Genomic DNA, 26476 nt, shown 5'->3' with positions numbered 1-26476 from the left:
TAACTATCGGGGCAGCATTCCTGTAATAACTGAAAATGCGGTTTGAATGAAAAAAGACCTCTTGATAAGATGAATGTGTCCTGAGCTGGCCAGCTAAAAAGGACAAAACATCTACTCGGAGGTCTCACCATGAATTATAACCAAAATCATAAAATAGCTCAAATTACACCTAAAACCTTAGTAATCGGTATTGATATTGCGAAACATCATCATGTAGCTAGAGCACAAGATTATCGTGGAATGGAGCTAGGATCTACTTGCTTTTTTGATAATACCCAAGAAGGATTTAGGACATTTATTAATTGGATTATTCAAATAAAAGAGTCTTGCGAAATGGATTCTGTCATTACTGGAATGGAGCCAACTGGCCATTATTGGCTTAATTTAGCTCATATTCTAAAGGAGGAACAGATTAAGTTCGTAACGGTCAACCCTTTACATGTCAAGCACAGTAAGGAGTTAGACGATAACTCTCCAACTAAAAATGATGTAAAAGACGCGAAAGTCATTGCACAACTAGTCAAAGATGGTAGATACGCTGAACCAACCATACCACAAGGGGTTTTCGCGGAACTGCGTGTGGCTAAGAAATTACGCGATCTATTAAATGTGGACTTACAAATTGTGCAGGGACAGGTACACAACTGGCTTGATCGATATTTTCCAGAGTTCTTTACCGTTTTTAAAAGTTGGGAGGGAAAGGCAGCTCTTCATTTATTAAAACTTGAAGCGTTACCTCATGAGCTAGTGAACTATACAGAAGAAGAATTACTCGATTACTTAAGGCAAGAAGTGAAGAGAAGTATAGGAATAAAGAAGATTCAATCCTTAAAAGAAGCAGCCAATCGCTCGATTGGCATTCGTCAGGGTGCCATGATGGCTAAAATGGAATTAAGATCATTAATTCAAAAATATGAACTCATTCAAGCCAAGTTCGAAGAGCTTGACCATACTTTGGATACACTGCTTCAAGATATTCCAGGCGTTGATCAAATGTTAGAGATAACAGGAATTGGACGCGATACAGTGGCGGGTTTCTTCGCTGAAGTAGGGGATTTGAGTGAATATAATCATCCTCGTCAAATAACCAAACTGGCAGGACTTAGCTTAAAAGAAAATACATCTGGAAAGCATAAAGGGAGAACCACGATTACGAAACGTGGACGTAAGAAATTACGAGCATTATTATTTCGGGCATCTATGATTCTAGTAGCGAAGAATAAAGCCTTTAAAGCCCTACATCATTATTACACAACGAGACCTGACAATCCGTTGAAAAAGATGCAGTCTTTAATTGCTTTGTGTAATAAGCTTATACGCATTCTCTTCTCCATTGGGCAGAAACAGTTTGTGTTCCAGGAAGAGAAGATGTTGAAGGATATCCCTCATATGCATGCATTTATTCAAGAACCAATAGCAGCTTAATCACTATAAAACTGACTTTTGACAAATAGATTTGGACGGTTGAACAGACAATATCAGCATGGGATTAGTCGGCAACGCAACTAACGTAAGGACATAGATCCTGTGGGGCAGCATGACCGACATCCACCTTATGGAAAGGTTGAACGAAGGAATGTAGGAGCGTAGACTCTGTGAGACTTGGGAGGGTAGACCCCCGTAAGATATGTGGACATCCATTGGTGCGTACATACCTATTCATCCAACTTCTTGAAATTAACCGAAGGTTGGCTAGTTTCTTGCGCTCTTTTTTTTCGTAAACTGCTTGATTGTGTTCTTTTCGTACTAATCAAATCTATAAGAGTAAATAAGTTGGATAGAAATATTGAGAAAAACTGAGTATTTAAGAGATAATTGTTTGTTTATTGAGGGAGCATTCCTGTAATGAAGAAATAGAGGGTTTGAACATAAAAAACACCTCTTGGTATGTAAGCGTCAAATATTCCCCACCTACTACTTGTAAATAGCTCATGAGATAATCTCCTTACATCCTACATGTGGAGGTTTCTTTATGAAAAAGCGCTTTATAAAGAAAGAATGGGAAGCTCACATCCAAGATTTTAAAGAAAGTGGATTATCAAAAGCTGCTTGGTGTCGAAAACAGAACCTGCCGGTTCATCGGCTATATTATTGGCTCAAGAAATTATCACCTCAAGCTGATCGTCCAACTGAAAGTAAACGTACCAAATGGGTATCTGTGAATATCCCTCCAATAGAAGAAAAAATACATACCACCATCCGTATTCATTTTAAAGAAGCTACCATTGAAATAGATGCACCTTTTACTCCACAAGTGCTTTTACAAGTGATGCAGACGGTAAAACAGCTATGATACTAGAAACAGCCATTGAAAGGGTATGTATCGCACAAGGAGCTACAGACTTACGTAAATCTATTGATGGACTGGCAGCCATTGTAAAGGAAGAGTTTGATTTAGATCCCTTTTCTTCTTGTTTATTTGTCTTTTGCAATCGCTCACGCGATAAACTAAAGATTCTCGTGTGGGAACATAATGGTTTTTGGTTGCATTATCGCAGATTGGAAAAAGGAAAGTTTGACTGGCCAACTCAACATCCAAATGTGCCACTTACGATATCAAGAAGGCAACTGAGATGGCTTCTTGATGGATTTTCATTTGAACAAAAACAAGGGCATCCAGCCGTATATGCGAGAACAATCCTGTGAAAGATTCATATATTTAGAAGGAATTTGATTCATTTTGTCGAATGGATTCATCTATGAAAACAGCATCCTCTCATCAAAATCAACTTACAATTGAATCTCTTCAAGCTCAAGTAGAAGAACTCACGGCAAAAGTGAGATGGTACGAAGAACAATTTCGTCTTAGCCAACAAAAATGGTTTGGTACATCTAGCGAAAAAACAACGGAAAATCAACTCGCTCTAGAACTGTTTAATGAGGCTGAGAAAGAAAGTGACACCGAAGTACCCGAACCAGTTGTTGAAACCATCACCTATCGTCGTAAAAAGAAACGCGGTCAAAGGGATGAGTCTGTCCAAAACCTTCCTATCGAAACGATTGAATATCGTTTGGCTGACGAGGAACAGGTTTGTTCGTGCTGTGGTGGTGCTTTACATGAGATGAGTGTAGAAGTCCGTAAGGAACTGACGATTGTTCCTGCAGAAGTAAAGGTGACAGAACATAAGAGATACGTATATGCTTGCCGCAAGTGTGAACTAGATGAGGTTTCCACACCGATCGTGACTGCGAATATGCCAGCTCCCGCCTTTCCCAAAAGTATCGCTTCCCCGTCCATTATGGCGTATATCATGACTCAAAAATATGTAGAAGGATTGCCTCTTTATCGTCAGGAAAAGCATTTTGAACGAATGGGAATCTACTTATCACGTCAAACGATGGGGAATTGGTTATTATACGGGGCTGATCAATGGTTAGTGATATTGTATAAAAGGATGCATGAGCATCTACTTGCTCGAACCATTCTTCATGCGGATGAAACAACCTTCCAAGTCTTACGTGAACCTGGTCGTGCCGCAACTACCAAGTCCTATCTGTGGTTATATCGCACAGGGCGAGATGATATCTCCATTGTTCTCTATGACTATCAACCAACAAGAGCAGGCGAACACCCGAAACGTTTTTTAACGGGTTATCAAGGTTATTTACAAGTGGATGGATATCGTGGTTACAATCAAGTACCGGATGTCACCCTTGTGGGATGTTGGGCGCATGCCAGACGTAAGTTTGATGAAGCCTTAAAGGCCTTACCTGATTCACAGAAGGGAAAAAAGGTGAAGGCGAGCGAAGGGTTACATTTCTGTAATCAACTCTATTCTATCGAAAGAAAGCTAAACCATGTCGATCCTACAGAACGATATGGGCAGCGACTGGAAAAAAGCAGGCCCATTCTGGACCTTTTTTCAGCATGGCTTTATGAACAAAAAGATCTCGTTCTACCAAAAAGCGCGCTAGGAAAAGCCATCACTTATTGTTTGAATCAATGGAATCATCTTGAAGCTTTTTTATTGGACGGACATTTAGAAATCGACAACAACAGAAGTGAACGTTCCATTAAGCCGTTTGTGATTGGGAGGAAAAATTGGATGTTTTCTAATACACCGCGAGGTGCTAGAGGGAGTGCCATCATGTATAGTGTGGTTGAAACGGCAAAAGAGAACGACTTGAGTCCCTATCATTATCTTCGCTATTTGTTTGAAACGCTGCCAAATATGGATCTAACGAATAAAAAAGAAATAGATAAAGTCTTGCCGTGGTCATCTAGTTTACCCTCGGCATGCAGAGTACCGATAAAAAGTGAAGCAAACAAAACATAGTCCCGAAATACACCACCCACGTAGTATTTGGGGGCTACTTGACGTTTACATTGAGACCCAACTATGTGCTACCTAACCCTCAAAATATATTAAACATTATTTATAAACAGTTAGAAGAAAGACATACACTAGACTCTGTTTGTGAAAAGGTTGAAATTCAATAAAAACTCACAAAAGTGTGAGTTTTTTTCTTTTCTTTATTTTTTATTTATATTTGTCTTTTATATTAAGCGTAAGGAGGGATTGAACATGAAAAAAGAAGTTGTTTTAGAAGCAAATAACATTACAAAAACAGTGAGTGGAAAGAATATCGTAAACCAATTCTCGACCAGGGTGTATAAAGGAGATATATGCGGCTTTTTAGGACCAAACGGAGCAGGGAAGACAACCCTTATGCGAATGTTTACAGGGCTTATTCGCCCCACTGAAGGGACAATATTAGTGGGTGGTAAAGATGTAAATAAAGATAGACAACAGGCGTTAAGAAATGTAGGAGCGATTATAGAGTCGCCTATCTTTTTTCCATATATGACAGGAAGAAAGATGTTACAAAATTTAGCGAGATTATATCCTGATCTATCTAGAAAAGAGCAGTTAGAACAAGTTGAGGCAGCGTTATCCATTGTAAGGCTAACAGAGGATGCCGATGTGAAAATTAAAAATTACTCATTAGGTATGCGGCAAAGACTAGGAATTGCTCAAGCTCTTTTAGGGGAACCAGATGTCATTTTATTAGATGAGCCGGCAAATGGTCTTGACCCTATGGGAATGAGGGAGCTAAGAGAATTAATTCTTGAACTTCGTGAAAAGAAAAATTTAACATTTCTCATCTCTAGTCATTTATTAGATGAAATCCAACAAATGTGTGATCGTCTTGTCATTATTCGTAACGGTAAGCTTGTTATACAAGGAAGTAAAGAAGAGTTAATTAAGGATCCAAGTAAGAGACTTGAAGATATATTTGTGGAGATGATGACATCATGAGAGGACTTTTCATTTCAGAGTTTGAACGACTATGGTCCCAAAAGGTGTCATGGATAATACTATTTTTTATACCTTTAATGTCGGTCGGCTCAGTTAAATACTACTTAAATTGGAATGAACGAGTGTCACCGGGACAGCCAGATTATGTGACTTCCTTAAACTTTCCTATAATTAATATTTCTGAGCACCTCGTTGTTTCGTTTAATATCATCGCTATAATACTAATTTCTACGGTTATAGCGAATGAGGTAGAAAACGGGCAGTTAAGGATGATTCTTATTCGTCCTTTTTCTACCACTCAACTTTTTTTGGCAAAATTAACTACTATTTTAACAACTATGTTCTTGTATCTAACTCTATTTTGGATTTTAAATACCATTGCTGGTTATATCTTTTTTCCTAAGGTTAATACCTTAATAACATTTCTGGATGAGAATAAATTATCTTTAACAGGAGCTTTATTATATAACGTTAAATATTTCTTGGCTTGTTTTGTGACAATGATTAGTATTGTGTCAGTCTTTACATTATTGGGATCGATAAGCAGAAGTACAATGATTACGCTTGGGGCAGGGGTCGGCTTTATTTTCTTAGCAATTGCCATTCCTCAACTTTTAGAATTTTCTACGCAAACCATTATCGCACACAGTTCAGTGGTTCATCTTATGTACATGTCTATTGTAAAAATTCAACACACAGGAATAGCATTTTTACTTTCATCAACTAGCAATCTAAATTCCTACATCATTTTAGTTCAAGCCGTATATATTGCTCTATTTGGTTTAATTGCTTATTGGACTTTTGTAAAAAGGGATTATTTCATTTGAATTAAGGAGGGTTTTAAATGAAAGCATTATTTATGAGTGAATGGGAGAGACTTTGGAGTCAAAGAAGAAGTAAATGGATGATTGGAATCTTTACTGTGATTGTACTTCTTCAAGCTTGGTTTTTAAGATACTATGGTGTTGGAATTTATAATAATGATCAGCAAGTTCCTCTAAATACTTGGAATTTTCCATGGTTTTTGTTAAAAGAATCGTCATTCTTACTCACATTGATTTTTATGCCTGTGTTTTTCCTAAATAGCCTCAATGTAGAATATAACTCAGGGGCATATCGCCTTTTTTTAATTAGACCCTTTAAAAGAAAGGCATTTCTAATTTCAAAATGGTTCTCTCTTGCATTAATGGTACTAGTACATTTATTAATCATCCTGGTGATTAGCATAGTGTTTGGTTTTATCTTCTTAAAACCAGACAATGATTTTACTTTTTATGGTCAACAGAAGAATGCTATAGAAGCTATATTATATACAGTACAAGTGTATGGTCTATTTTTCGTCATCCAGATGTGCTGCTTAGCTCTTGCTAGTTTAATTAGTGTACTTATTTCAAATGCAGTTATTAGCTTCTTCTTATTAATTGGGTTATATGTAGGTTGTTTGTATGTTTCGAGCCAACTTTCCTTTTTCTTATTATCAGTTCAAAGTATCTTTCATACTCTTAGTACCAATAGCAATTCCCTGTATGCTTTTGCTTTGACTATCATGTTGGTGGGTTTTGGTTCTTGTATAAGAATATGGAGTAAAAAAGAGTTTACTTCTTAAATGAAGGTAGGAGGAAGGATTAAGATGGCTATATTGGAAGCTAGAGAAATTAAAAAAACTTTATATATTCAGATTTCTATAGTATTTTTTGTTCCTTTACTTTTAGGAGGATTAAATTTATTCGTAGCTACCAATGCCTTGCAAAATATATTAGAAGGAATTACAATTTATTCTAAAATAGTAATCTTCTTAATGTTTTTTGTATCTCAGTTTATCATCTATCTTATTTCTAGTTACTTTTATTCTAAAAAAGTTCTATGAAAAGAAGATGTTTTTATCTAGGAGGAGACTAATGTATCTCTCCTGGATAATCAAAATTTTTGGGGCAGGGAGGAAAGTATTTATGCAAGGAACTATTCTTGTGGTCGATGATGAGCTAGAGATTGTAGATATAATCTCTGATATTTTTGAAGACCGAGGTTATAGAGTTCTTAAAGCTTACAATGGCGAGCAAGCATTAGATCAATTAAAAACGACTGTAGATTTAATAATCTTAGATGTTATGATGCCTCAAATGGATGGTTTTGACCTCTGTAGGGTTATTAGGGAACAAATTCATTGTCCTATTCTGTTTTTAAGTGCAAAGCACTCAGAGATAGATAAAGTAAAAGGATTTACATTAGGAGGAGATGATTATATAACGAAGCCTTTCCAAGTAAAAGAACTTATTGCCCGGGTAGAGGCACATTTAAGGCGTGAACAGAGGGAGCGTGTTAGTGCACAGAATCAACGTCTCTTGGGCAATTTAACTATTAATTATGCACAACATGATGTTCTATTAGATGGTAATAAGATAGACTTAACAAGTAAAGAGTTTAAGATATTAGAGCTTTTAACAGTGAATTTAGGGCAAATATTTTCTAAAGAGCAGATTTATGAGAAGATTTGGGGCATTGATGCAATGGGAGACTTAAATACCATTATAGTTCACATTAATAATTTAAGAGCTAAATTAACTTCAGGTATGTCAACTTATCACATAAAAACGGTGTGGGGAGTCGGCTATAAGCTGGAAAAACGCTAATGATTAAACGACTATCGCTAAAAAACCAGTTTATTTTAACTTTTGCTTCAGTAATCTTTTTAAGTCTTATAAGTACAATTTGTAGTTTAATTCTATTGTATTATTTTCTCTCTGTTTATAGCGAAAAGTCAGTCCAGCCTGCTAATTATTATGAAAAAAAAGTTCCTAGTATCGAAAAGTTTGTTAAATCAAAAGGAGAAAAGATAGTAGATGTATCTTTCCAAAAAAATTTAGAAAAAGTTATTCCTATGGAGGGGATTACTTATCAAGTCATAAACCTTCGAGGAAATAAAATATATGGTACATTGGATGACCAATTAATAGAAGATAACAAAAGCATATACGAAAAAGTTAATAAGTCTGACCCAAAAGGGAAGGTCATAACGAAATATTTACCTATCCTTGACAAAAATCGAATAGTAGGAGTTCTTGCTGTACGATATGTGTTAGCATCATCTATCGATGATTATATAAAATACATATTTCTTTTAGTATTATTGATTCCTTTTCTATTTTTAACACTTTATTCATACCTATTAGCAAGACGTTTGGGAAAAGAATTAAATAAGCCAATTAAAGAGCTCAGTGCTGCTTCTCAGAAAATTAAAAATCAAGATTTGGATTTTGAGATTGAGTATGAAAGTGAAAATGAAATAGGTGTATTAATTGACTCTTTTAATAGTATGAAAGAAGAATTGAAAACTTCACTTTATCTCCAGTGGAAATTAGAACAAGAGCGTCGAGATATGGTTGCTTCAATTGCTCATGATCTAAGGACACCTCTAACAATTATATTATCTCATGTAGAGGTATTAATGGATCCATCATTAAATGGGAAGAAAAGGTTGCCGCAATATTTGCAAACAATTAAAAACAATACGGAAAGAGTATTGCATTTGACAGAAGAAATGAAAAGAGTATCTGAGGTAGACAACCCAGATTTTACACTTGATATTGAAAGAGTCATTCCTATGGAAATGTTATCGGAAATGCTTGAGGAATTTAAAAAATGGGCAGATGATGAAGAAATAAAGTTCACTTACAGCTTGAATAGAAATCCTGGAGAAGAAGATTCCGAATTTGCATTGGATCCAAAACGATTGCATCAAATTCTTACTAATTTAATCTCTAATAGCATTCGGTTTACCCCGGTGAATGGAAGTATTGATGTTCAAGTTCAAATGAAGAAAGATACGATGTCTTTTTCTATTTGTGATACAGGAAAAGGGTTTGACACCAAAGATTTACCTTTTTTATTTAGTAAATTCTATCAAGGAGATCCTTCAAGGAATGACCAACTTCATCATGGGCTGGGACTATATATTGTAAAAGAGTTAGTTATAAAACATGGTGGAGAAATTTATGCCAAAAATAATGAACCTCAAGGAGCATATATTGAATTCACAATATCTTCCCTTGACAAATAAAAAAATGAACGATGACAATCATAGTTCATTTTTTTATTTATTTAACCGCGTTATATACGTCTAACTGACCATTTCCCCAGTAAGCTGAGTTAGGTTCAATCCCTTTTTTTACTCCGTTTTTGTAGAGGTAATCAATGGATTTATTTGGTTGATTTTTATAGTGACGTTGATTGATAATTAAGGCTAGGCTAGCAGAGACCTTCGGTGCAGCCATCGAAGTTCCAGAAGCAAAGTAAACAAAAGGTAGTCCTGAAAACACAATTTCCGTCGTGTATTTGGGGCTACTTGACGTTTACGTTTTTTTTAGATTATGTTGAATGTTAATACTTTAGCCGCCATTTTGTTAGGCGGTTTTCTATTGCCAATAAAAAGTTTAATAAAATAAATATATTTCTTGTAACGAAATTGACTTGAATCGGATATATAGACGAAAGGAGGAAAAGGCTTGGGAGAATTAGATGAAATTTATAGCAATTATGCTGAAGAAGTATTCAAGTTTCTAATGTGTCTTTGTCACAACGCAGATTTATCAGAAGAACTAACACAAGAAACTTTCTATCAAGCTGTAAAATCTATTGATAGATATAATGGTGAATGTAAAATGTCAGTTTGGCTTTGTCAAATAGCGAAGCACTCCTATTATAAGCATCTTGAACGTAATAAGAAACAACAAAGACATATGTTTCGAGATGAGACATTACATACTTCTCCTGAAGCTGAATTTATTCATTCGGAAGACAAAATCGCCCTATACCGAATAATACACTTACTTGAAGAACCATACAAAGAAGTGGTACTTTTGAGAATTTTGGGTGGTCTTAGTTTCAAAGAAATTGGTGAAATTCAACTAAAAAATGAAAACTGGGCGAGGGTTACTTTTTACAGGGCTAAGATGAAATTAAGGGAAAGGGGTAAGGATAAAAATGGGCAATAAATGCAATATAGTGAGAGATTTACTGCCATCTTATATCGATAACTTGTGTAGCAAAGATAGTATAGTTTTTATTGAAGAACATATAAATTCGTGTACCGAATGTAGAGAAGTATTAGAAAGTATGAAAAATGATGTTGACCTTAATGATGAAATAGATGAAGTGTATAAAGTGGAAGTAAAGAGACCATTCCAAAAAGTATCAAGGTTCTTCAATGGTCAAAAGAAACTTGCGAATTATTTACTCTTAGCTACACTTCTCTCCTTGGTAATGGGAGTAATTTTTCTATTCCATTCTGTAATAAAGTATAGTGAACAAAAAGACGAAGCAACAAAGCTAGAAATAGTAGACCGAGAAAAAGGAGACATTATGGATGATGTATTCCATATTCTTGGTTCTTCAACAGAAGTGAATGAAAATGAACAAAAACAACTCCTTACCATTTATAAAAAATATAGTGATAAACTTAAATTGTTAGCTGTTTTTCCAGCAGAAGATGTAAAAGATTGGTTAAAGGAAAATGGTTCTGTAAAACAGAAACCAACAACTATCTATCCTATTGAGTACAATAAAGCTGCCATAGTCATTGGGAGCGAAGGGATACTCAGGGAAAATAACAATATTACTCCTAGTGGGTATGATTTAGGAACTGTGGTAATGGCGAATAATCGGTGGGCCATTCAATATGAATATAAAAGTTCGTATGAACAGACTATTGAGAGACATCACCAATTAACCTATTACGGACCAAGCACTTGGAGTATTTTCCAAACCCCAATATTACTATTTACTTTGTTTATTATCCTTTTGGCATTTTGGCTATTCTTTAAGAGACAAAATAATCAGCTTAAAGATATAATGGGATAAATAAATTAGGATTATAGACCTGGTATTGTGAACAAATGTACTTCAACTACCATGAAAATAAACTTCTGTAATTTAGTAAAAGAGGCAATACTTAATAAGACGCAGCTCATTCATTTTTAAAAAAAGGGGAGAGCGCCTGATTCATTGATCCATTGTAAGAGAGTGGACTGGATTAAGATACTTCAGATTCTTGTAACGTAACGGTGTATCCTAAACTTTCAAGTCTTCGGAGTGAATGTCGTACAATAGATTGCTGTCTCTGTTTATCAAAGTAGTCTTCGCCTAAGTCTACATACATTTCTTTTCGTGTTAAGAGATAATAAGCTATTCTCATCATGGCGTGAGCGACGACAATTCCTGCTCGTTTCTTACCTTTCCGTGATGCTGTACGCCTATACAGTGCTCCAAGGTAATTTTTTGATCCTCTTACGGAATGAGCTGCCTCTGTTAATGCTGACCTCAAATATTTGTTGCCTTTTTTGGTTTTAGCTGATTTTCTTTTTCCAGCACTTTCGTTATGTCCAGGAACCAAACCTGCCCAAGAACACATATGAACTGCACTTGGAAACTGTTTTTTAATATCAGTCCCAATTTCGGATAAAATTTGCTCAGCCATTCTTGTAGCTATACCAGGAATAGAGTCTAATCGTTCCACATCTTCTTGATAGGAGCTTACCCTTTGCTCGACCTCTTGGTCGAGCATCTCGATTCGCTCTGTTAAAAAATCAATATGCTTTAAAATGGTTTTTAACATGAGGCGTTGATGCGAATTGATATAACCTTTAAGGGCAAGCTGCAGTTCATCTTTCTTCTTTTTCATTGTACGTCGAGCGAGGTTTGCTAGTTTTTCAGGATCTTCTTCGCCTTCGACAATAGCGTTAAGCATATCTCGAGCTGAAACGCCCATGATATCCGAAACCACAGAACCCAGCTTAATGTTGGCGCCCTCTAACACTTTTTGAATGCGATTATGTTGTCTAGCACGTTCTTCAATAATACTCCTGCGATATCGAACTAGTTCGCGTAGCTCCCGTTGATTTCGATCTGGAATGTAACTAGCTTTTAGGAGTCCATGACGAAGAAGTTTGGCAATCCATTCTGCATCTTTCACATCTGTTTTACGTCCTGGCACTGCTTTCATATGTTGGGCATTCACAACCAAAAACTCAATATCTTCAGCCTCTAATAAATTAACAATAGGTTTCCAATATACACTGGTACTCTCCATTGCAACATGAGTACAGCTATGCTGTTTAATCCAGTCCACCAATTGTATTAGAAAAATAATTTTTGTTGAAAACGTTTGAATCTCCTTTCCTTCTGGTGTCATAATACATGCAGTAATATTGTCCTTATGGACATCCATACCACATGCTCTTTCAATGACTACTTCCATTGAAAACATCCTCTCTACGGCTCTCAATATAATTGGAGGCTGGTGCATCAACCAGAATAGGATTAATCTACCATGTGTGCTTCCCGTAAGGGAGCGACAGTCAGTGGTGCACCTTGGTCGTTGGAGTCAGACTAACGGATGGGCTCTAACGCACCATAGTTCATCGACCTTCCTCTCCCAGCCGTAGAATCAGTATTGACGGTTCTGAACCATTTTCATTCTCTGTGGTGAAGCTCTGATTTTTGCGCTTCATGGATGGCTAACAGGGCAGGATAGTTCAACAAGACTTGGAACTTATTTGTAACTAATGTGGTAAAATTAAGGTGACTATTAGATTTAGTAAGGGAGGTTAATATGGATAAATACAAAGTAATTTTATTTGATTTAGACGGAACACTTTCAGACCCAAAGGTAGGAATAACTAAATCGGTTCAATATGCATTACAAAAAATGAACATTGTTGAGCCTGACATTGATAAACTTGAATGTTTTATTGGTCCACCACTACAAGTTTCATTTGCTGAATATTACGATTTTGGCGAGAAAAACACACAAAAAGCAATTGAATTATATAGGGAGAGGTTTAAGGAAAAGGGAATGTTTGAGAATGAGTTATATTCAAATATTGCATCACTATTAAAATCGTTAAAAGAACAACAATTTACTTTAGTTGTAGCAACTTCAAAGCCTACTGTATTTGCTGAACAAATACTAAAGTACTTTAATATTGATCAATATTTTGAACTTATTGTCGGAAGTAACCTTGATGGAACAAGAGCTTCAAAAACTGAAATAATTCAATACATACTAGATAAGTACAAGGAACATACGCTTAGTGACTTTATTATGATTGGCGACAGGAAGCACGATATTATTGGTGCAAATAACACTGGAATTAACTCTATTGGAGTAACTTATGGATATGGTTCATTTGAAGAACTAAGTCATTCTAACCCTACTCATATTGTCAAAAGTGTAAGCCAGTTAAAGGATATTTTGATGGGTAGTCAAGTCAAATAAAGTTCTTAAAGGGTATGTTAGCTGAAGACCGGAGCTGTCTTTAAGGCTGCCTTTTCTTATAGAACTATAGGGGCAGCATTCCTGTAATAACTGAAAATGCGGTTTGAATGAAAAAAGACCTCTTGATAAGATGAATGTGTCCTGAGCTGGCCAGCTAAAAAGGACAAAACATCTACTCGGAGGTCTCACCATGAATTATAACCAAAATCATAAAATAGCTCAAATTACACCTAAAACCTTAGTAATCGGTATTGATATTGCGAAACATCATCATGTAGCTAGAGCACAAGATTATCGTGGAATGGAGCTAGGATCTACTTGCTTTTTTGATAATACCCAAGAAGGATTTAGGACATTTATTAATTGGATTATTCAAATAAAAGAGTCTTGCGAAATGGATTCTGTCATTACTGGAATGGAGCCAACTGGCCATTATTGGCTTAATTTAGCTCATATTCTAAAGGAGGAACAGATTAAGTTCGTAACGGTCAACCCTTTACATGTCAAGCACAGTAAGGAGTTAGACGATAACTCTCCAACTAAAAATGATGTAAAAGACGCGAAAGTCATTGCACAACTAGTCAAAGATGGTAGATACGCTGAACCAACCATACCACAAGGGGTTTTCGCGGAACTGCGTGTGGCTAAGAAATTACGCGATCTATTAAATGTGGACTTACAAATTGTGCAGGGACAGGTACACAACTGGCTTGATCGATATTTTCCAGAGTTCTTTACCGTTTTTAAAAGTTGGGAGGGAAAGGCAGCTCTTCATTTATTAAAACTTGAAGCGTTACCTCATGAGCTAGTGAACTATACAGAAGAAGAATTACTCGATTACTTAAGGCAAGAAGTGAAGAGAAGTATAGGAATAAAGAAGATTCAATCCTTAAAAGAAGCAGCCAATCGCTCGATTGGCATTCGTCAGGGTGCCATGATGGCTAAAATGGAATTAAGATCATTAATTCAAAAATATGAACTCATTCAAGCCAAGTTCGAAGAGCTTGACCATACTTTGGATACACTGCTTCAAGATATTCCAGGCGTTGATCAAATGTTAGAGATAACAGGAATTGGACGCGATACAGTGGCGGGTTTCTTCGCTGAAGTAGGGGATTTGAGTGAATATAATCATCCTCGTCAAATAACCAAACTGGCAGGACTTAGCTTAAAAGAAAATACATCTGGAAAGCATAAAGGGAGAACCACGATTACGAAACGTGGACGTAAGAAATTACGAGCATTATTATTTCGGGCATCTATGATTCTAGTAGCGAAGAATAAAGCCTTTAAAGCCCTACATCATTATTACACAACGAGACCTGACAATCCGTTGAAAAAGATGCAGTCTTTAATTGCTTTGTGTAATAAGCTTATACGCATTCTCTTCTCCATTGGGCAGAAACAGTTTGTGTTCCAGGAAGAGAAGATGTTGAAGGATATCCCTCATATGCATGCATTTATTCAAGAACCAATAGCAGCTTAATCACTATAAAACTGACTTTTGACAAATAGATTTGGACGGTTGAACAGACAATATCAGCATGGGATTAGTCGGCAACGCAACTAACGTAAGGACATAGATCCTGTGGGGCAGCATGACCGACATCCACCTTATGGAAAGGTTGAACGAAGGAATGTAGGAGCGTAGACTCTGTGAGACTTGGGAGGGTAGACCCCCGTAAGATATGTGGACATCCATTGGTGCGTACATACCTATTCATCCAACTTCTTGAAATTAACCGAAGGTTGGCTAGTTTCTTGCGCTCTTTTTTTTCGTAAACTGCTTGATTGTGTTCTTTTCGTACTAATCAAATCTATAAGAGTAAATAAGTTGGATAGAAATATTGAGAAAAACTGAGTATTTAAGAGATAATTGTTTGTTTATTGAGGGAGGTTAATTTAATAAGAATCGAAAAAAGTGGGTGGGTAAATGCCTTATTTAAAAGTTAAAGATGATATAGATATATTTTATGAGTGTTATGGTGAAGGAGAGCCATTAGTGTTTGTACATGGATTAGGGGCTTCATCCTCAATGTATAAGCCACAAATAGAATACTTTCAACAACACTTCAAAGTTATTTTACTTGATTTAAGAGGTAATGGGAACTCTGGTTTTTTAGAATGTAATGTGGAAAGTGTTTTAGATAAACAAGCAGAAGATATTAAAGAGCTTTTACTTTTTTTGGAAATTTCTTCAGCGACATTTATTGGAGTTTCATATGGTGGGGTTTTAATTCAAAAGGTAGCCATTGCATCCCCAGATATTGTTAAGGCACTCGTTATAGTCGATAGTTTCTGTGATACCTCAATTGATTCCCTTCAAAAATTATTAGCAATGGTAGGAGCCAATCAAACATGGGTTTTACATATGCCTAAAAAGTGGTTAGCAAAATTAACAAAATCCTCATATAAAAGATGGTCCATTGCTTGCAAAGAGATGGAAAGCATTATACTTAACATGAGGACATATGAAACGAAAATCCAAAGAAAAGCAATAAATAGAATTAGATTTAATGATCAGTTATTAAAGGTTAATATTCCTACACTTTGTTTAGTAGGTGACTATACTAAATTGGGTAAAAAAATGATGGAACGGGTATCGAGTTGCATTCAAAATTCGGAGTTGAAGGTAATCGAAAATTCTTTTGACCCTAGTAATCTTTGTCAGCCAAAGGTTTTTAATAAGACAGTTCATAAATTTATATCTAATTTACTATAGATATTTATTCAACTAAAGGGCGCGATTCTTTAATAAGAATCGCTTTTATTAATGAACTACCATGAAAATAAGTTTCTTTAATAATGAAAAATGACAATACTTAAGAAGACCCTGCTCAATCGTTTAAAAAAAGAGGAGAGCGTTAATTAATTAGTCTATGTATTAGGGTTGACTGGATTAAGGTCAGTATCAGTATTGACACTTCCCAACTATTTTCATTCTTTGTGGTGAATCGCCGATTTTTGCGATTCATGGATGGCTAACGGGTGCGTGTGCGGCCGAGCCTAGGTCGTATCATATAGCGGGTGGGATTCCCGTCGAGTAAGAACTAGCCATTCGCTCGTAGCGAGTCTTGGAGGGTTAAAGGTAACTTTAGTCTTTAAGCGTAGACAGTTAGGTAGCGGGCCGAAAGCCAAATGGTTGAAGGGATTGAGCTCCATAATGTTAGTAACTCGAGAGGGCTGATGCCTTACGCACAGCAGAAAGCTACATCTTATCCTTCGTTAAGGCAAGAAGGGTAAGGCCTCTCTGGAGTCAGAGACCTCGGCACGTCACACATTGATATGATACGGCAACTCGGGAGACCCTACCGGTCTTTTCGTGATAGAAGAGTATGGTGTACAAGCGATACAAAGCAAGGAAGCCAAAAGCCGATGTAGGGAGTCGGATAGCAGCGTAGTACCAATGAAGTTGGGTAATGCCGATGGAGGAAAGGCTGGCTACCAGTTATCACCCTTACTAGGGACACATTTACTACACTCAGAGGTAGGAATAATGATGGAAACAAAACTAGTAAGGATAGCAGAATTAGCAAAAATCAGAATGAAAGAGATGAGCTACATTTTGTGAATGGTAACTAGGAGGAGCCGTGTGCGTTAATTGCGCAAGCACGGTTCTGTGAGGGGGGAGAACTCAATCTACCGAAAGGTAGAGAGGTTCTCTTCTACTCGACTCGTATTATGAGGTTAACCAGTTTTTACTGGTTGACCTTTTTTATATAGGACCTATTATATCGGTAGCCAGGGTAGGACGTACGGGTGCGTGGGACCATGATTCCGTCAACTAAACTGTCCGCCCCCTACTTGTAGAAACATGTTTGAGGCTGGTTGGGACTGTGATCCCGTATAACAAGCGAAGCTATGATACTGCATGGAGGAATAGGGATTACTGGCAAAACAAATGGAGAGGAAGAGATAAAGAATGAATCCAGTAATCGGCCTGGATGTTTCAAAAGGGGAAAGTCAGATTCAAGCATTTTTAGATAAGGGAAAGCCGTACGGAAAAAGTTTTAGCGTACCCCACACGACTGAGGGACTAAATACTTTACTTCATTTTTTGAAAGTGGTGGAAAATGAGGCTGATATGAAACCAAGTGTCATATTAGAATCGACGGGACATTATCACACTCCTGTCATTCAGTTTTTAGAGGAACAAAATTACTTATACATTATGGTCAATCCTTTACTGTCTTATCAGGCAAAAAAGTCAAGTTTGCGAAAGGTAAAAACAGATGAAATAGATGCTTTTCGTTTGTGTGAACTGTATTACAAGGAAGAGCTTGAGCCTTATAAGAAAAGGGGAATCCAGCTTTTAAACCTCCGTAATCTCACAAGACAACATGAAACCCTAACGGGTTTGTATGTTCAAGCTAAGTTACAGTTTCATTCGATTTTAGATCAAGTGTTTCCTGAATATAAAGGGGTATTTGGAGATTTGTATTCAAAAGTTTCTCTAAACACACTTCTGGAATTTAGTACGTCAGAATCTGTGATACAGGCTGGAGAATCTAAGGTGACAGATAAGATTGCGAGTTTATGTATGAGTCGTTCGGAACGCTGGGCACAAGAAAGGGCAAAAAAACTTTATGAAGCAGCTCAGCGTAACCCGTTTAAGAGCATATTTTATCAAAGTCATTTGATCAGTCTTGAAATGTATATTCAACTGCTTCTCCAATACCAAGAGCACCTAGCAAAGTTAGATGATCAAATAGATGCCTTGGCAGGAGAAATAGAAGAATATAAGATTATCCAGTCGATCCCCGGTATTGGAGAAAAAATCGCGGCAACGATTATTTCCGAAATTGGAGAGATCGAACGGTTTAATCACCCTAAAAAGCTGGTTGCTTTCTCTGGGATTGATCCAAGTGTACATTCGTCGGGGAAATTTACAGCGACAATCAATCGGATCACCAAGAGAGGTTCAAGCAGATTGCGTCATGCCTTATATATGGCTGTTCTCTGTGGGATTAGATCCTCTCGCAATAAAAAGCTAAAAGAGTTCTATGACCGCAAGCGAGAAGAAGGAAAACCTTTTAAAGTCGCAATGATTGCATGTGTAAATAAGCTTATTCATTGGATTTATGCCTTACTAAAACGCAGGGAAGATTTCCTGGATTTGGTTTAAGAAATACAATCGGGTAACGCATGAAAAACCTTCCAATGTAAATGAGGAAGGTTATTTGGCATGAACATTTTTAGTATATCACTTTGTTTATAGAATTTTTATTGAAAAATGTTGACATCCTATTAGCTGGTTAGTTGAAGAAGGATCAGGTGGTTTATACAATAAGGACCGTTTCAGTTATTCCATTAAAGGGCGCTTTAATGGAATAAGGATTACAGAAATAATCAAACTTTTTTATAAAAATAAGATTTAAATCTACTAGATAAGAATCCATTTTGATCAATCTTTTTTCAAAATAGATTCTTTTTATTTATCGCAAAATACGGTTTGTGAGGTGCTTTTGATTAAACTTTATTTTAAAGCTACAAAAGCCGATTAGAGAGACAGTTCTCTAATCGGCTTTTTCATGTATTAACACCTAACCTAAGGCTTTAAAATGACTTTTATACAATCATCTTGTTTATTGTTAAAGATTGTATAACCATGCGCGGCTTCTTCTAGTGGAAGCTTATGCGTAATAATAGCAGTCGGATCAATTTTCCCTTTTACAATTTGTTCGTATAGGGTTGGCATATAGCTGCGAGCATGAGCTTGGCCCATTTTTAATGTAATATTTCGAGTGAAGAATGGCCCTAATGGAAACATATTATATAATCCGCCATAAACCCCTGTAAGTTGAACAGTCCCGCATTTTTTTACAGCTTTTGTGGCGATTTGTATAGGTCCAAGCGTTCCTCCTTGCAGCTTTAGCTTTTGTTCGACATATTCAAGCGGTGATTTTTTTCCATCCATACCGACACAATCAATAACAACATCGGCTCCTCCTTTGGTTAATTCTTTTAAGGTTTCGCCCATATCATCATATTGTGTAAAATCGAAAGTCTCGGTTCGATTCATTTTTTTTGAATGGTTTAGTCGATAGTCGAAATAATCAATTGCAATGACGCGTTCGGCTCCTTTTTGCCAAGCAAATTGTTGGGCCATTAAGCCAATTGGTCCGCATCCTAATACGATAACGGTATCTCCTTTTTTGACACCAGCATGTTCAACACTCCAATATGCGGTCGGCAAAACATCTGATAAAAATAAAAGCTGTTCGTCCTCTAGTTCACATTCTTCGGGGATGAGAAAAGGTGTGTAATTTCCGAATGGAACTCGAAGATATTCAGCTTGTCCTCCTGGATAATTTCCAAATTTTTCGGAGTATCCAAAATAACCACCGGAGTCATAGTGAGGGTTTGCATTGTCACATTGACTTTCTAAATGTTGGTCACAATACGGGCAAGTCCCGCAGGCAACAGTAAACGGAATGACAACACGGTCTCCTTTTTTTACTTTTGTTACGTCTGGTCCCACTTCTTCTACAATTCCCATTGGTTCATGACCAATGACATAACCAATAGGGAGTGGAAAGTTTCCTTGGTACAGGTGCAAATCTGAGCCGCAAATAGCGGTCGAGGTGATTTTGACAATCACATCTTGAGAGTCAACGATTTTAGGATCCTCCACTTCCTTTACAGCGATAGACTGCTTACCCTGATACGTTACAGCTTTCATAATCGGCAGCACCTCCTAAGTCAATTAAGATTCCTTTTTATGATTGAAAAAAGAGTAAACCAAAAAACAGTTCACTCTTTAAGAAAACTCTTTAGTTTTCATAAAATAATTTACTCTTTTATTCCTTGAAGCCACTCTTGATAACATTCATCGCATAGTGTTTCATCTCTATGTTCGTTTGTAACATGGAACGTTACATGGTGAATTCCATTTTCTTGAATATCACTTGTGCAATAAAAGCATTTTTCACTCATTATAATTTCCCTCCATAAAAAGTAAGTGTTAGTAGTTTGAGACGCTAGAGCGTTTTTTATGCAGATATAGTGAGGGGGATTGGAGAGAAAATATTTTCATAAATGTTTTGGTGAATTTATTAGGATGAGGGATATACGTTCTAGTGAATATTATCATTCATAATGATGTTCAAAATGCTCAGAAAGCAATGAAGATCCAATATTAGCCTCTTGCATAAATAGAATATATGGTGAAAAACTATCCTTGATTTTCAATTTAAAATAGCAAGGAGTCTTTTCATGGAGAACAATCTTTCATATGGAAGTGATTATAAATATATTCCTGCAACGTCAATAGGCAGTGGTGTTGGTATAGAGGTGTTGCCGGATTTGTTTTGTTATACAGTGCAAATCGTCAATGTTATTGTAGTTGGCCATCCTAATACTAAAGAATTTGTATTAGTAGATGCGGGGATGCCTGAATCGGCTGATAAAATTATTGAGATGGTTGAGGAACGCTTTGGAGAGAATAGCCGGCCTAAAGCTATTGTTCTAACACATGGTCATTTTGATCATGTAGGGGCTATTATTGAGTTGGTCAAGCATTGGGACATCCCTGTATATGCTCATGAATTAGAATTACCTTTTCTAACGGGAAAGATGAGTTATCCTAAACCGGATCCGACTGTAGAAGGTGGGATGATTGCTAAAATGTCACCGATGTTTCCTAATGAGCCGATTAATTTGGGGAATCAAGTAAAAGCGCTTCCTGCTGATGGAAGTATTCCTTATATGACTGGGTTCCGTTGGATTCATACACCAGGGCACACCCCCGGTCACGTATCTTTTTTTAGAGAGGAAGATAAGGCTTTAATTGTCGGCGATGCGTTTGTTACAGTAAGACAGGAGTTTCTTTATAAAGTACTAACACAGGAGCAAGAAATCAGTGGTCCTCCTAGATATTTTACGCCGGATTGGGCAGCAGCATGGGAATCTGTAAAGAAATTAGAGGCTTTAAGACCATCTGTAGCTATAACAGGTCATGGTTTGCCGATGACTGGTGAACTATTAACAGATAGTTTGCAAATGCTTGTACGTGAGTTTGACCGTATTGCTATTCCGGATCATGGGAGATTTATTAATAAAAATATTCATTGAATCAGCTGATTTTTTATTACGGTCTTGTTTTACATAGTTCATTCTTATAGAAGAAAGGCTCCTGCTCGTGTGACAACGCAGTCTCACACGAGCAGGGGCCCTCAATCGTTTTATTAACAATCTTGTTTAACACCTCCAAAGGAAAAACAAAGGTTTCAGCCCCTTATGAGTGAGCTTAGTTGAAACGTTTATGACCTGGTTGTTCTCATATTAAACTGTCATAATTTTTCTCCCCCTAGATTAAAAATGTAGAGAGCATCTAGGGGAGGGCAATTATGATTATTGATGGGGTTTTTTCTGGAGGCGGTATTAAAGGATTTGGTCTAGTTGGTGGACTGCAAGTTTTAGAAGAGAGAGGATATACGTTTCAAAGAACAGCTGGAACGAGTGCAGGGTCAATTATAGCAGCGTTAGTAGTTGCTGGCTATTCAAGTAAACAAATTGAAGAACTCTTTCGAAAAATAGATACCGATGATTTGTTGGATCGTCGGCGCGGTTGGTCACAACTTCCCTTTGCTAAATGGTTACTTCTTTATTGGAAGTTAGGTTTATATAAGGGAGATGCGTTAGAAGCTTGGGTTGCGGAGCAACTTAAGATGAAAGGAGTAGTCACTTTTCAAGACATTCCACCAAACTCTTTACGAATTATCACTTCAGATATTACGAATGGTCGTTTAGTCGTCCTACCCAATGATTTAAGTCATTACGGGGTTGAATCACAATCCTTTTCGGTTGCAAAAGCGGTGCGAATGAGTTGTAGCGTACCTTATTTCTTTGAACCTGTAAAAATTAAAACAGGGAATCAAACAAATGTATTTGTCGATGGCGGTGTTCTTAGTAATTTCCCGATGTGGTTATTTAACACAGATCGTGGAACAAGGGAAAGACCGGTTGTCGGTTTGAAGCTAACAGGTGATGAAGTGGGGAAAGCCCATGAGGTAGATGATCCAATCGAGATGTTTACAGCTTTGTTCAAAACGATGACAAATGCTCATGATTCTCGTTATATTTCTAAAAAACATGTAAATAATATTGCCTTTATTCCAATGAAGGGAATCTCTGGTTTGGATTTTAAATTGAATGAGGAAAAGAAAGATGAGCTGATTCAAAGAGGTCGAGTGTATACAACTCAATTTTTGAAAAAGTGGAGCTATTGAAGAAAAGAAAAAAATCGGGCTGTTAAAAGGAAGCCCGATTTTTTTTCTTATTTTTTTTGCCTTCAATAACGGTTAATTGTACATCCGACTTCTTACGAGCTTTAAGTTTATATAATGATTTAGCAGAGGACATGTTTGCTACATTATTTTGTTTCGGCTTGATTGTACGTTCTTTCGTTCGTTTTTTAGATTGTCGAACAGCTTTTCTAAAAGCACGTTGCTCTTTTGGATTGGCTTTTCCTTGTATTAATCGAAAAATGAGATAAAAAATCCCTGCAAAGACGGCTAGCATGGCAATTTGTTTTAAAAAGCCAATCGTGTTTGTTGTAAGCTGACTAATTAAACCGAGTGCACCAAGGGCAATGATACCATAAATGACATAGGATACTATACGATTCAACAAAGACACCTCCATATGAGCATCATAAGCTAATATAGCTTGTTTTAAACACTGTTTTTTACAAATTTTAGAATAAATTATTAAATATATTTATTCTAGACAAGGTTGTTTGATTCTAACCCTTGTTCAGTCTCTCTCTCTAAGCGTAATAATTCATTAAATGAGGCGAGAGCGACTTCTACTTGATCATCGGTTGGTTCTTTCGTTGTTAACAGTTGAAGCCATAATCCAGGATAACCTAGGAAACGAAGGAAAGGAATGTCTCTTACTTTATTCGTCATTTGCAACACTTCAAAGGCTACTCCAAGTACAACTGGAATGAGTAGAATTCGGTTAACAACTCTTACCCATAGTGGATCGGTTGGTACGAGTAAATAGACAAACATTCCAACGATAACAGTGAATAAGATAAAGCTACTGCCACAGCGATAATGGAGACGAGAACTTGCTTGAACATTAGCGATAGTTAATTCCTTGCCTGCTTCAAAGCAATTGATGACTTTGTGTTCAGCACCATGATATTGGAAGACTCGCTTGATCATAGGGGTCATAGAGACAATATAAATATAACTGAGTAACAATATAAGTTTGAAGACGCTTTCTATAATAATTTGTGCGACATCGCTTTGGAAAATCGGTCTTGTCAGTTCAGCCAGAAAGACTGGAATGAGCGTAAATAATAATTTTCCAAATAAGAAGGACAGCACACCGATAACCGCGACCCCTAGCCATAAGCTTAGTTTGGAAGGCTCTTTTGTTTTTTTCGGTGTTTCATCATTTTCCAATTGCTCAGTGGAAAAGTTTAGATGTTTAGAGCCCGTTGAACTTGCTTGAATAAGGGCAATAATTCCGCGTACAAAAGGTATTTTCTTTAAAGTATTCATCATAGGTGTTGATTTGCGCGGTAGATGATAGTACGCAATTGTTGAATCTGTGCGGCGAACAGCGGTTACAGTATGATGTTTACCTCCAAACATAACACCCTCTACGACTGCTTGCCCTCCATAAACAGGTTTTTGAACCTCAGACATTTCTACACCAACCTAACAGTAATTTCACGTTGTTTGCTCGTGATTGCTAATATGAGTTTTATATTTCCATCATACCGAAAAAAGTGAAAAACCTCTAGTATAACTCATGCGTTCGACATAAAAAAAGAAAATATTTCAAAAAAATCGAGGACATACTACGTAGTGGAGGTGTTTTTGTATGTCAAATAACAAAAATCGATATTATAGTAAAGGTACGCTTATAACGAATGTGTGGATTATCGGATTGGTTGGCGGTATGTTGGCAAGCTTTCTTGGGATTGTTACCCATTTTTTTCACTTCATGGAGTTTAGCCCGAACTTTATTTTAACATCGTGGTCGAATCGGGATTGGGTGAAAGCATGGCAAGGTTTATTAGTGACCATTCTTTTGTTTGGGATTATATCCATTATCATTGCTTTTATATACTATGCGTTGTTTAAGAAAATGAAGAATATGATTGCCTATATACTATTTGGTATTCTTTGGTGGGTTATTCTTCTTTTTGTCTTTGGACCAATATTTAATGATTTACCGTCTGTTGCAAAAATGTCTTCAGACTCTATTGTTACAAGTATTTGTATTTTTGCTCTATATGGTGTCTTTATCGGGTATTCTATTTCTTTTGATTATCAAGAGTATATGCATGAACAAACGGAACAAATTGAACAAACAGAACCTCAACCAGGCAGTTAAAAAATGGAGGAACACCTGAAATAAGTATGGTAAAATGGTACTGCTCGGTATTTCAAAAAAGCAGGTGTGGAACATGACAAGAATTCTATTAATAAATGGACCGAATTTAAATCGCTTAGGAAAGCGTGAGCCAGCTCATTATGGAAGTGCGACACTGCGTGATGTAGAGGAAGGCTTACAAAAGCAAGCAGAAGCTTTGCAAGTGGAATTAAGTTGTTATCAGTCCAATTATGAAGGCGCAATTATTGATAAATTGCACTGGGCTGAGGACGAAGGGATCAATGGAATTATTATCAATCCAGGAGCCTATACGCATTACAGCTATGCGATTCGAGATGCGATTGCTGGTATCGATGTTCCTGTCATTGAAGTACATATTTCTAATATCCATGCTAGAGAGAGTTTTAGACATCAATCCGTTACGGCACCCGTTACAGCCGGGCAAATTGTTGGCCTTGGCGTACAAGGATATAACTTAGCAATGCAGGCAATTGTAAACATTGCAAAGGGGAGAAGCTAAATGGAAAAACTAACTCGTTTACGTGAGGCTATGGAAAAAGTCAATGTGGATGGTTTACTCATTACAAGTTCTTATAATCGCCGATATATGACTGGTTTTACAGGAAGTGCAGGTGTTGTCTTAGTTTCCTTAAAAGAAGCAAAGTTCATTACAGATTTTCGTTATGTAGAACAAGCGGGCAAACAAGCACAAGGGTATAATATCATTCAGCATAAAGGAACACTTATTGAAGAAGTAGCTAAGCAAGTAAAAGAAATGAAAATTGAAAAGCTTGGTTTTGAGCAAGAGTATGTTACTTTTTCAGCTTATAAAACTTATGAAAACGCAGTTAGTGCTAAACTTGTCCCTATCTCAGGCATTATTGAGAATTTACGCTTGATTAAGACACCGTCAGAGATTAAGATATTAAAGGAAGCGGCTGGCGTTGCAGATCGAGCATTTACACATATTTTGGACTTTATTCGTCCAGGTATTACCGAGCTTGATGTTTCGAATGAGTTGGAGTTCTTTATGAGAAAAGAAGGAGCTACTTCGTCTTCTTTCGATACAATTGTTGCATCTGGGGTCCGTTCAGCGTTGCCGCATGGTGTAGCTACAGATAAAATTATTGAAAAAGGCGACTTTGTTACATTAGACTATGGGGCATATTATAATGGATATGTGTCTGATATTACTCGAACAATAGCAGTCGGTGAGCCGAGTGAAGAACTTATAAAAATTTATGACATTGTTTTAGAAGCGCAACTTCGTGGAATGTCTGGCATTAAGCCAGGCATGACTGGCAAAGAAGCAGATGCATTAACTCGAAATTTCATTGTAGAAAAAGGGTATGGTGAATATTTTGGCCATTCAACTGGGCATGGAATTGGTCTTGAGGTTCATGAGGGTCCAGCTTTATCGATGAAATCAGATACTATTTTGCAGTCAGGAATGATTGTCACGGTTGAACCAGGGATTTACTTACCTGGCGTTGGCGGTGTTCGGATTGAAGATGATACGATGATTACGATAGATAGCAATGAAGCACTGACCCATTCGACAAAAGAGTTAATTATTCTTTAAACATGT

Annotated in this window: 27 protein-coding genes; 21 read left to right on the top strand and 6 right to left on the bottom strand. The window is 36.8% G+C overall.

Going from position 1 to position 26476, the window contains the following annotated elements; all coding sequences use genetic code 11:
* Positions 1-129 precede the first annotated feature (129 nt).
* From BAOM_RS17185 to BAOM_RS17135, 10 genes are all read left to right on the top strand, one after another.
* Positions 130-1425, top strand: a complete 1296-nt coding sequence (locus BAOM_RS17185) for an IS110 family RNA-guided transposase (RefSeq protein ID WP_127760413.1) — start codon at positions 130-132, stop codon at positions 1423-1425.
* Between the two features lie 547 nt (positions 1426-1972).
* On the top strand, positions 1973-2293 hold the full coding sequence (gene tnpA, locus BAOM_RS17180; protein ID WP_127761335.1) for an IS66 family insertion sequence element accessory protein TnpA: 321 nt from the start codon (positions 1973-1975) through the stop codon (positions 2291-2293).
* On the top strand, positions 2290-2646 hold the full coding sequence (gene tnpB / locus BAOM_RS17175) for an IS66 family insertion sequence element accessory protein TnpB (RefSeq protein ID WP_127761334.1): 357 nt from the start codon (positions 2290-2292) through the stop codon (positions 2644-2646). Before tnpA ends, tnpB begins: the two co-directional genes overlap by 4 nt.
* 41 nt (positions 2647-2687) lie before the next feature.
* Positions 2688-4277 carry an IS66 family transposase gene (tnpC, locus tag BAOM_RS17170; protein ID WP_127761333.1) on the top strand — a complete coding sequence of 530 codons (1590 nt, stop codon included), beginning with the start codon at positions 2688-2690 and terminating at the stop codon, positions 4275-4277.
* A 249-nt stretch (positions 4278-4526) separates the two neighbouring features.
* Positions 4527-5261 (top strand): ABC transporter ATP-binding protein, encoded by a 735-nt coding sequence (locus tag BAOM_RS17160; protein WP_127761332.1) that lies wholly within the window; start codon positions 4527-4529, stop codon positions 5259-5261.
* On the top strand, positions 5258-6088 hold the full coding sequence (locus tag BAOM_RS17155; RefSeq protein ID WP_127761331.1) for an ABC transporter permease: 831 nt from the start codon (positions 5258-5260) through the stop codon (positions 6086-6088). Before BAOM_RS17160 ends, BAOM_RS17155 begins: the two co-directional genes overlap by 4 nt.
* A 17-nt stretch (positions 6089-6105) precedes the next feature.
* Positions 6106-6867, top strand: a complete 762-nt coding sequence (locus BAOM_RS17150; protein ID WP_127761330.1) for an ABC transporter permease — start codon at positions 6106-6108, stop codon at positions 6865-6867.
* A gap of 24 nt (positions 6868-6891) precedes the next feature.
* Positions 6892-7128, top strand: a complete 237-nt coding sequence (locus BAOM_RS17145) for a hypothetical protein (protein WP_180319792.1) — start codon at positions 6892-6894, stop codon at positions 7126-7128.
* A gap of 82 nt (positions 7129-7210) precedes the next feature.
* Complete coding sequence (locus BAOM_RS17140; protein ID WP_127761329.1) at positions 7211-7891, top strand: response regulator transcription factor; 681 nt, start codon at positions 7211-7213, stop codon at positions 7889-7891.
* Positions 7891-9318 (top strand): sensor histidine kinase, encoded by a 1428-nt coding sequence (locus BAOM_RS17135; protein WP_127761328.1) that lies wholly within the window; start codon positions 7891-7893, stop codon positions 9316-9318. Before BAOM_RS17140 ends, BAOM_RS17135 begins: the two co-directional genes overlap by 1 nt.
* 37 nt (positions 9319-9355) lie before the next feature.
* Here BAOM_RS17135 and BAOM_RS17130 read toward each other — a convergent pair whose 3' ends face one another.
* Positions 9356-9577 (bottom strand): S8 family serine peptidase, encoded by a 222-nt coding sequence (locus tag BAOM_RS17130; protein WP_252282573.1) that lies wholly within the window; start codon positions 9575-9577, stop codon positions 9356-9358.
* Between the two features lie 186 nt (positions 9578-9763).
* On the opposite strand from BAOM_RS17130, the gene BAOM_RS17125 reads away from it, so the two are divergent.
* Both BAOM_RS17125 and BAOM_RS17120 read left to right on the top strand, forming a co-directional pair.
* The gene (locus BAOM_RS17125; protein ID WP_127761327.1) at positions 9764-10252 is read left to right on the top strand and encodes an RNA polymerase sigma factor; all 489 of its coding nucleotides are present in this window, start codon (positions 9764-9766) and stop codon (positions 10250-10252) included.
* Positions 10242-11117: a zf-HC2 domain-containing protein gene (locus BAOM_RS17120; protein ID WP_127761326.1), complete on the top strand. Its 876-nt coding sequence runs from the start codon at positions 10242-10244 to the stop codon at positions 11115-11117. The genes BAOM_RS17125 and BAOM_RS17120 overlap by 11 nt, the downstream gene beginning before the upstream one ends.
* A 172-nt stretch (positions 11118-11289) precedes the next feature.
* Here the strand turns inward: BAOM_RS17120 and BAOM_RS17115 are convergent, their stop codons facing one another.
* Positions 11290-12513, bottom strand: a complete 1224-nt coding sequence (locus BAOM_RS17115; RefSeq protein WP_127761325.1) for an IS110 family RNA-guided transposase — start codon at positions 12511-12513, stop codon at positions 11290-11292.
* 354 nt (positions 12514-12867) lie between these two features.
* Here BAOM_RS17115 and BAOM_RS17110 point away from each other — a divergent pair, with 354 nt between their 5' ends.
* The 4 genes from BAOM_RS17110 (at position 12868) to BAOM_RS17095 (ending at position 18658) form a co-directional block, all read left to right on the top strand.
* On the top strand, positions 12868-13533 hold the full coding sequence (locus BAOM_RS17110) for an HAD family hydrolase (RefSeq protein ID WP_127761324.1): 666 nt from the start codon (positions 12868-12870) through the stop codon (positions 13531-13533).
* A 190-nt stretch (positions 13534-13723) separates the two neighbouring features.
* Positions 13724-15019 carry an IS110 family RNA-guided transposase gene (locus BAOM_RS17105; protein ID WP_127760413.1) on the top strand — a complete coding sequence of 432 codons (1296 nt, stop codon included), beginning with the start codon at positions 13724-13726 and terminating at the stop codon, positions 15017-15019.
* A 447-nt stretch (positions 15020-15466) separates the two neighbouring features.
* Positions 15467-16255: an alpha/beta fold hydrolase gene (locus tag BAOM_RS17100; RefSeq protein ID WP_127761323.1), complete on the top strand. Its 789-nt coding sequence runs from the start codon at positions 15467-15469 to the stop codon at positions 16253-16255.
* A gap of 1200 nt (positions 16256-17455) precedes the next feature.
* Positions 17456-18658, top strand: a complete 1203-nt coding sequence (locus tag BAOM_RS17095; protein WP_127761322.1) for an IS110 family RNA-guided transposase — start codon at positions 17456-17458, stop codon at positions 18656-18658.
* A gap of 423 nt (positions 18659-19081) precedes the next feature.
* Here BAOM_RS17095 and BAOM_RS17090 read toward each other — a convergent pair whose 3' ends face one another.
* Both BAOM_RS17090 and BAOM_RS24615 read right to left on the bottom strand, forming a co-directional pair.
* The gene (locus BAOM_RS17090; protein ID WP_127761321.1) at positions 19082-20215 is read right to left on the bottom strand and encodes a zinc-dependent alcohol dehydrogenase; all 1134 of its coding nucleotides are present in this window, start codon (positions 20213-20215) and stop codon (positions 19082-19084) included.
* A gap of 110 nt (positions 20216-20325) precedes the next feature.
* The gene (locus BAOM_RS24615) at positions 20326-20469 is read right to left on the bottom strand and encodes a hypothetical protein (protein WP_164853276.1); all 144 of its coding nucleotides are present in this window, start codon (positions 20467-20469) and stop codon (positions 20326-20328) included.
* Positions 20470-20748: 279 nt separating this feature from the next.
* On the opposite strand from BAOM_RS24615, the gene BAOM_RS17085 reads away from it, so the two are divergent.
* Together BAOM_RS17085 and BAOM_RS17080 are read left to right on the top strand one after the other, a co-directional pair.
* Complete coding sequence (locus tag BAOM_RS17085) at positions 20749-21606, top strand: MBL fold metallo-hydrolase (RefSeq protein WP_127761320.1); 858 nt, start codon at positions 20749-20751, stop codon at positions 21604-21606.
* A 275-nt stretch (positions 21607-21881) separates the two neighbouring features.
* Positions 21882-22763: a patatin-like phospholipase family protein gene (locus BAOM_RS17080; protein WP_127761319.1), complete on the top strand. Its 882-nt coding sequence runs from the start codon at positions 21882-21884 to the stop codon at positions 22761-22763.
* Between the two features lie 22 nt (positions 22764-22785).
* Here BAOM_RS17080 and BAOM_RS17075 read toward each other — a convergent pair whose 3' ends face one another.
* Together BAOM_RS17075 and BAOM_RS17070 are read right to left on the bottom strand one after the other, a co-directional pair.
* Positions 22786-23163 (bottom strand): SA1362 family protein, encoded by a 378-nt coding sequence (locus BAOM_RS17075; RefSeq protein ID WP_127761318.1) that lies wholly within the window; start codon positions 23161-23163, stop codon positions 22786-22788.
* 95 nt (positions 23164-23258) lie between these two features.
* Positions 23259-24194: a DUF1385 domain-containing protein gene (locus tag BAOM_RS17070; RefSeq protein ID WP_127761317.1), complete on the bottom strand. Its 936-nt coding sequence runs from the start codon at positions 24192-24194 to the stop codon at positions 23259-23261.
* Between the two features lie 178 nt (positions 24195-24372).
* Here BAOM_RS17070 and BAOM_RS17065 point away from each other — a divergent pair, with 178 nt between their 5' ends.
* The 3 genes from BAOM_RS17065 (at position 24373) to BAOM_RS17055 (ending at position 26470) form a co-directional block, all read left to right on the top strand.
* Entirely contained in the window at positions 24373-24888 is a 516-nt protein-coding gene (locus BAOM_RS17065; RefSeq protein WP_127761316.1) for a YqhR family membrane protein, read from the top strand.
* Positions 24889-24961: 73 nt separating this feature from the next.
* Entirely contained in the window at positions 24962-25408 is a 447-nt protein-coding gene (gene aroQ / locus BAOM_RS17060; protein ID WP_127761315.1) for a type II 3-dehydroquinate dehydratase, read from the top strand.
* Positions 25409-26470 carry a M24 family metallopeptidase gene (locus BAOM_RS17055; protein ID WP_127761314.1) on the top strand — a complete coding sequence of 354 codons (1062 nt, stop codon included), beginning with the start codon at positions 25409-25411 and terminating at the stop codon, positions 26468-26470.
* Positions 26471-26476: the final 6 nt, after the last annotated feature.

Origin of the sequence: Peribacillus asahii, from assembly GCF_004006295.1 — a bacterium.
GTDB classification, from domain to species: Bacteria; Bacillota; Bacilli; order Bacillales; family DSM-1321; genus Peribacillus; species Peribacillus asahii_A.
This window is presented reverse-complemented; position numbering and strand designations above follow the sequence as displayed.

Bases quoted from the DNA above. Each gene is read 5' to 3' on its own strand.
- BAOM_RS17185 (WP_127760413.1), top strand. From the start codon at position 130: ATGAATTATAACCAAAATCATAAAATAGCTCAAATTACACCTAAAACC.
- tnpA (WP_127761335.1), top strand. From the start codon at position 1,973: ATGAAAAAGCGCTTTATAAAGAAAGAATGGGAAGCTCACATCCAAGAT.
- tnpB (WP_127761334.1), top strand. From the start codon at position 2,290: ATGATACTAGAAACAGCCATTGAAAGGGTATGTATCGCACAAGGAGCT.
- tnpC (WP_127761333.1), top strand. From the start codon at position 2,688: ATGGATTCATCTATGAAAACAGCATCCTCTCATCAAAATCAACTTACA.
- BAOM_RS17160 (WP_127761332.1), top strand. From the start codon at position 4,527: ATGAAAAAAGAAGTTGTTTTAGAAGCAAATAACATTACAAAAACAGTG.
- BAOM_RS17155 (WP_127761331.1), top strand. From the start codon at position 5,258: ATGAGAGGACTTTTCATTTCAGAGTTTGAACGACTATGGTCCCAAAAG.
- BAOM_RS17150 (WP_127761330.1), top strand. From the start codon at position 6,106: ATGAAAGCATTATTTATGAGTGAATGGGAGAGACTTTGGAGTCAAAGA.
- BAOM_RS17145 (WP_180319792.1), top strand. From the start codon at position 6,892: ATGGCTATATTGGAAGCTAGAGAAATTAAAAAAACTTTATATATTCAG.
- BAOM_RS17140 (WP_127761329.1), top strand. From the start codon at position 7,211: ATGCAAGGAACTATTCTTGTGGTCGATGATGAGCTAGAGATTGTAGAT.
- BAOM_RS17135 (WP_127761328.1), top strand. From the start codon at position 7,891: ATGATTAAACGACTATCGCTAAAAAACCAGTTTATTTTAACTTTTGCT.
- BAOM_RS17120 (WP_127761326.1), top strand. From the start codon at position 10,242: ATGGGCAATAAATGCAATATAGTGAGAGATTTACTGCCATCTTATATC.
- BAOM_RS17115 (WP_127761325.1), bottom strand. From the start codon at position 12,513: ATGGAAGTAGTCATTGAAAGAGCATGTGGTATGGATGTCCATAAGGAC.
- BAOM_RS17110 (WP_127761324.1), top strand. From the start codon at position 12,868: ATGGATAAATACAAAGTAATTTTATTTGATTTAGACGGAACACTTTCA.
- BAOM_RS17105 (WP_127760413.1), top strand. From the start codon at position 13,724: ATGAATTATAACCAAAATCATAAAATAGCTCAAATTACACCTAAAACC.
- BAOM_RS17100 (WP_127761323.1), top strand. From the start codon at position 15,467: ATGCCTTATTTAAAAGTTAAAGATGATATAGATATATTTTATGAGTGT.
- BAOM_RS17095 (WP_127761322.1), top strand. From the start codon at position 17,456: ATGAATCCAGTAATCGGCCTGGATGTTTCAAAAGGGGAAAGTCAGATT.
- BAOM_RS17090 (WP_127761321.1), bottom strand. From the start codon at position 20,215: ATGAAAGCTGTAACGTATCAGGGTAAGCAGTCTATCGCTGTAAAGGAA.
- BAOM_RS24615 (WP_164853276.1), bottom strand. From the start codon at position 20,469: ATGAGTGAAAAATGCTTTTATTGCACAAGTGATATTCAAGAAAATGGA.
- BAOM_RS17085 (WP_127761320.1), top strand. From the start codon at position 20,749: ATGGAGAACAATCTTTCATATGGAAGTGATTATAAATATATTCCTGCA.
- BAOM_RS17080 (WP_127761319.1), top strand. From the start codon at position 21,882: ATGATTATTGATGGGGTTTTTTCTGGAGGCGGTATTAAAGGATTTGGT.
- BAOM_RS17070 (WP_127761317.1), bottom strand. From the start codon at position 24,194: ATGTCTGAGGTTCAAAAACCTGTTTATGGAGGGCAAGCAGTCGTAGAG.
- BAOM_RS17065 (WP_127761316.1), top strand. From the start codon at position 24,373: ATGTCAAATAACAAAAATCGATATTATAGTAAAGGTACGCTTATAACG.
- aroQ (WP_127761315.1), top strand. From the start codon at position 24,962: ATGACAAGAATTCTATTAATAAATGGACCGAATTTAAATCGCTTAGGA.
- BAOM_RS17055 (WP_127761314.1), top strand. From the start codon at position 25,409: ATGGAAAAACTAACTCGTTTACGTGAGGCTATGGAAAAAGTCAATGTG.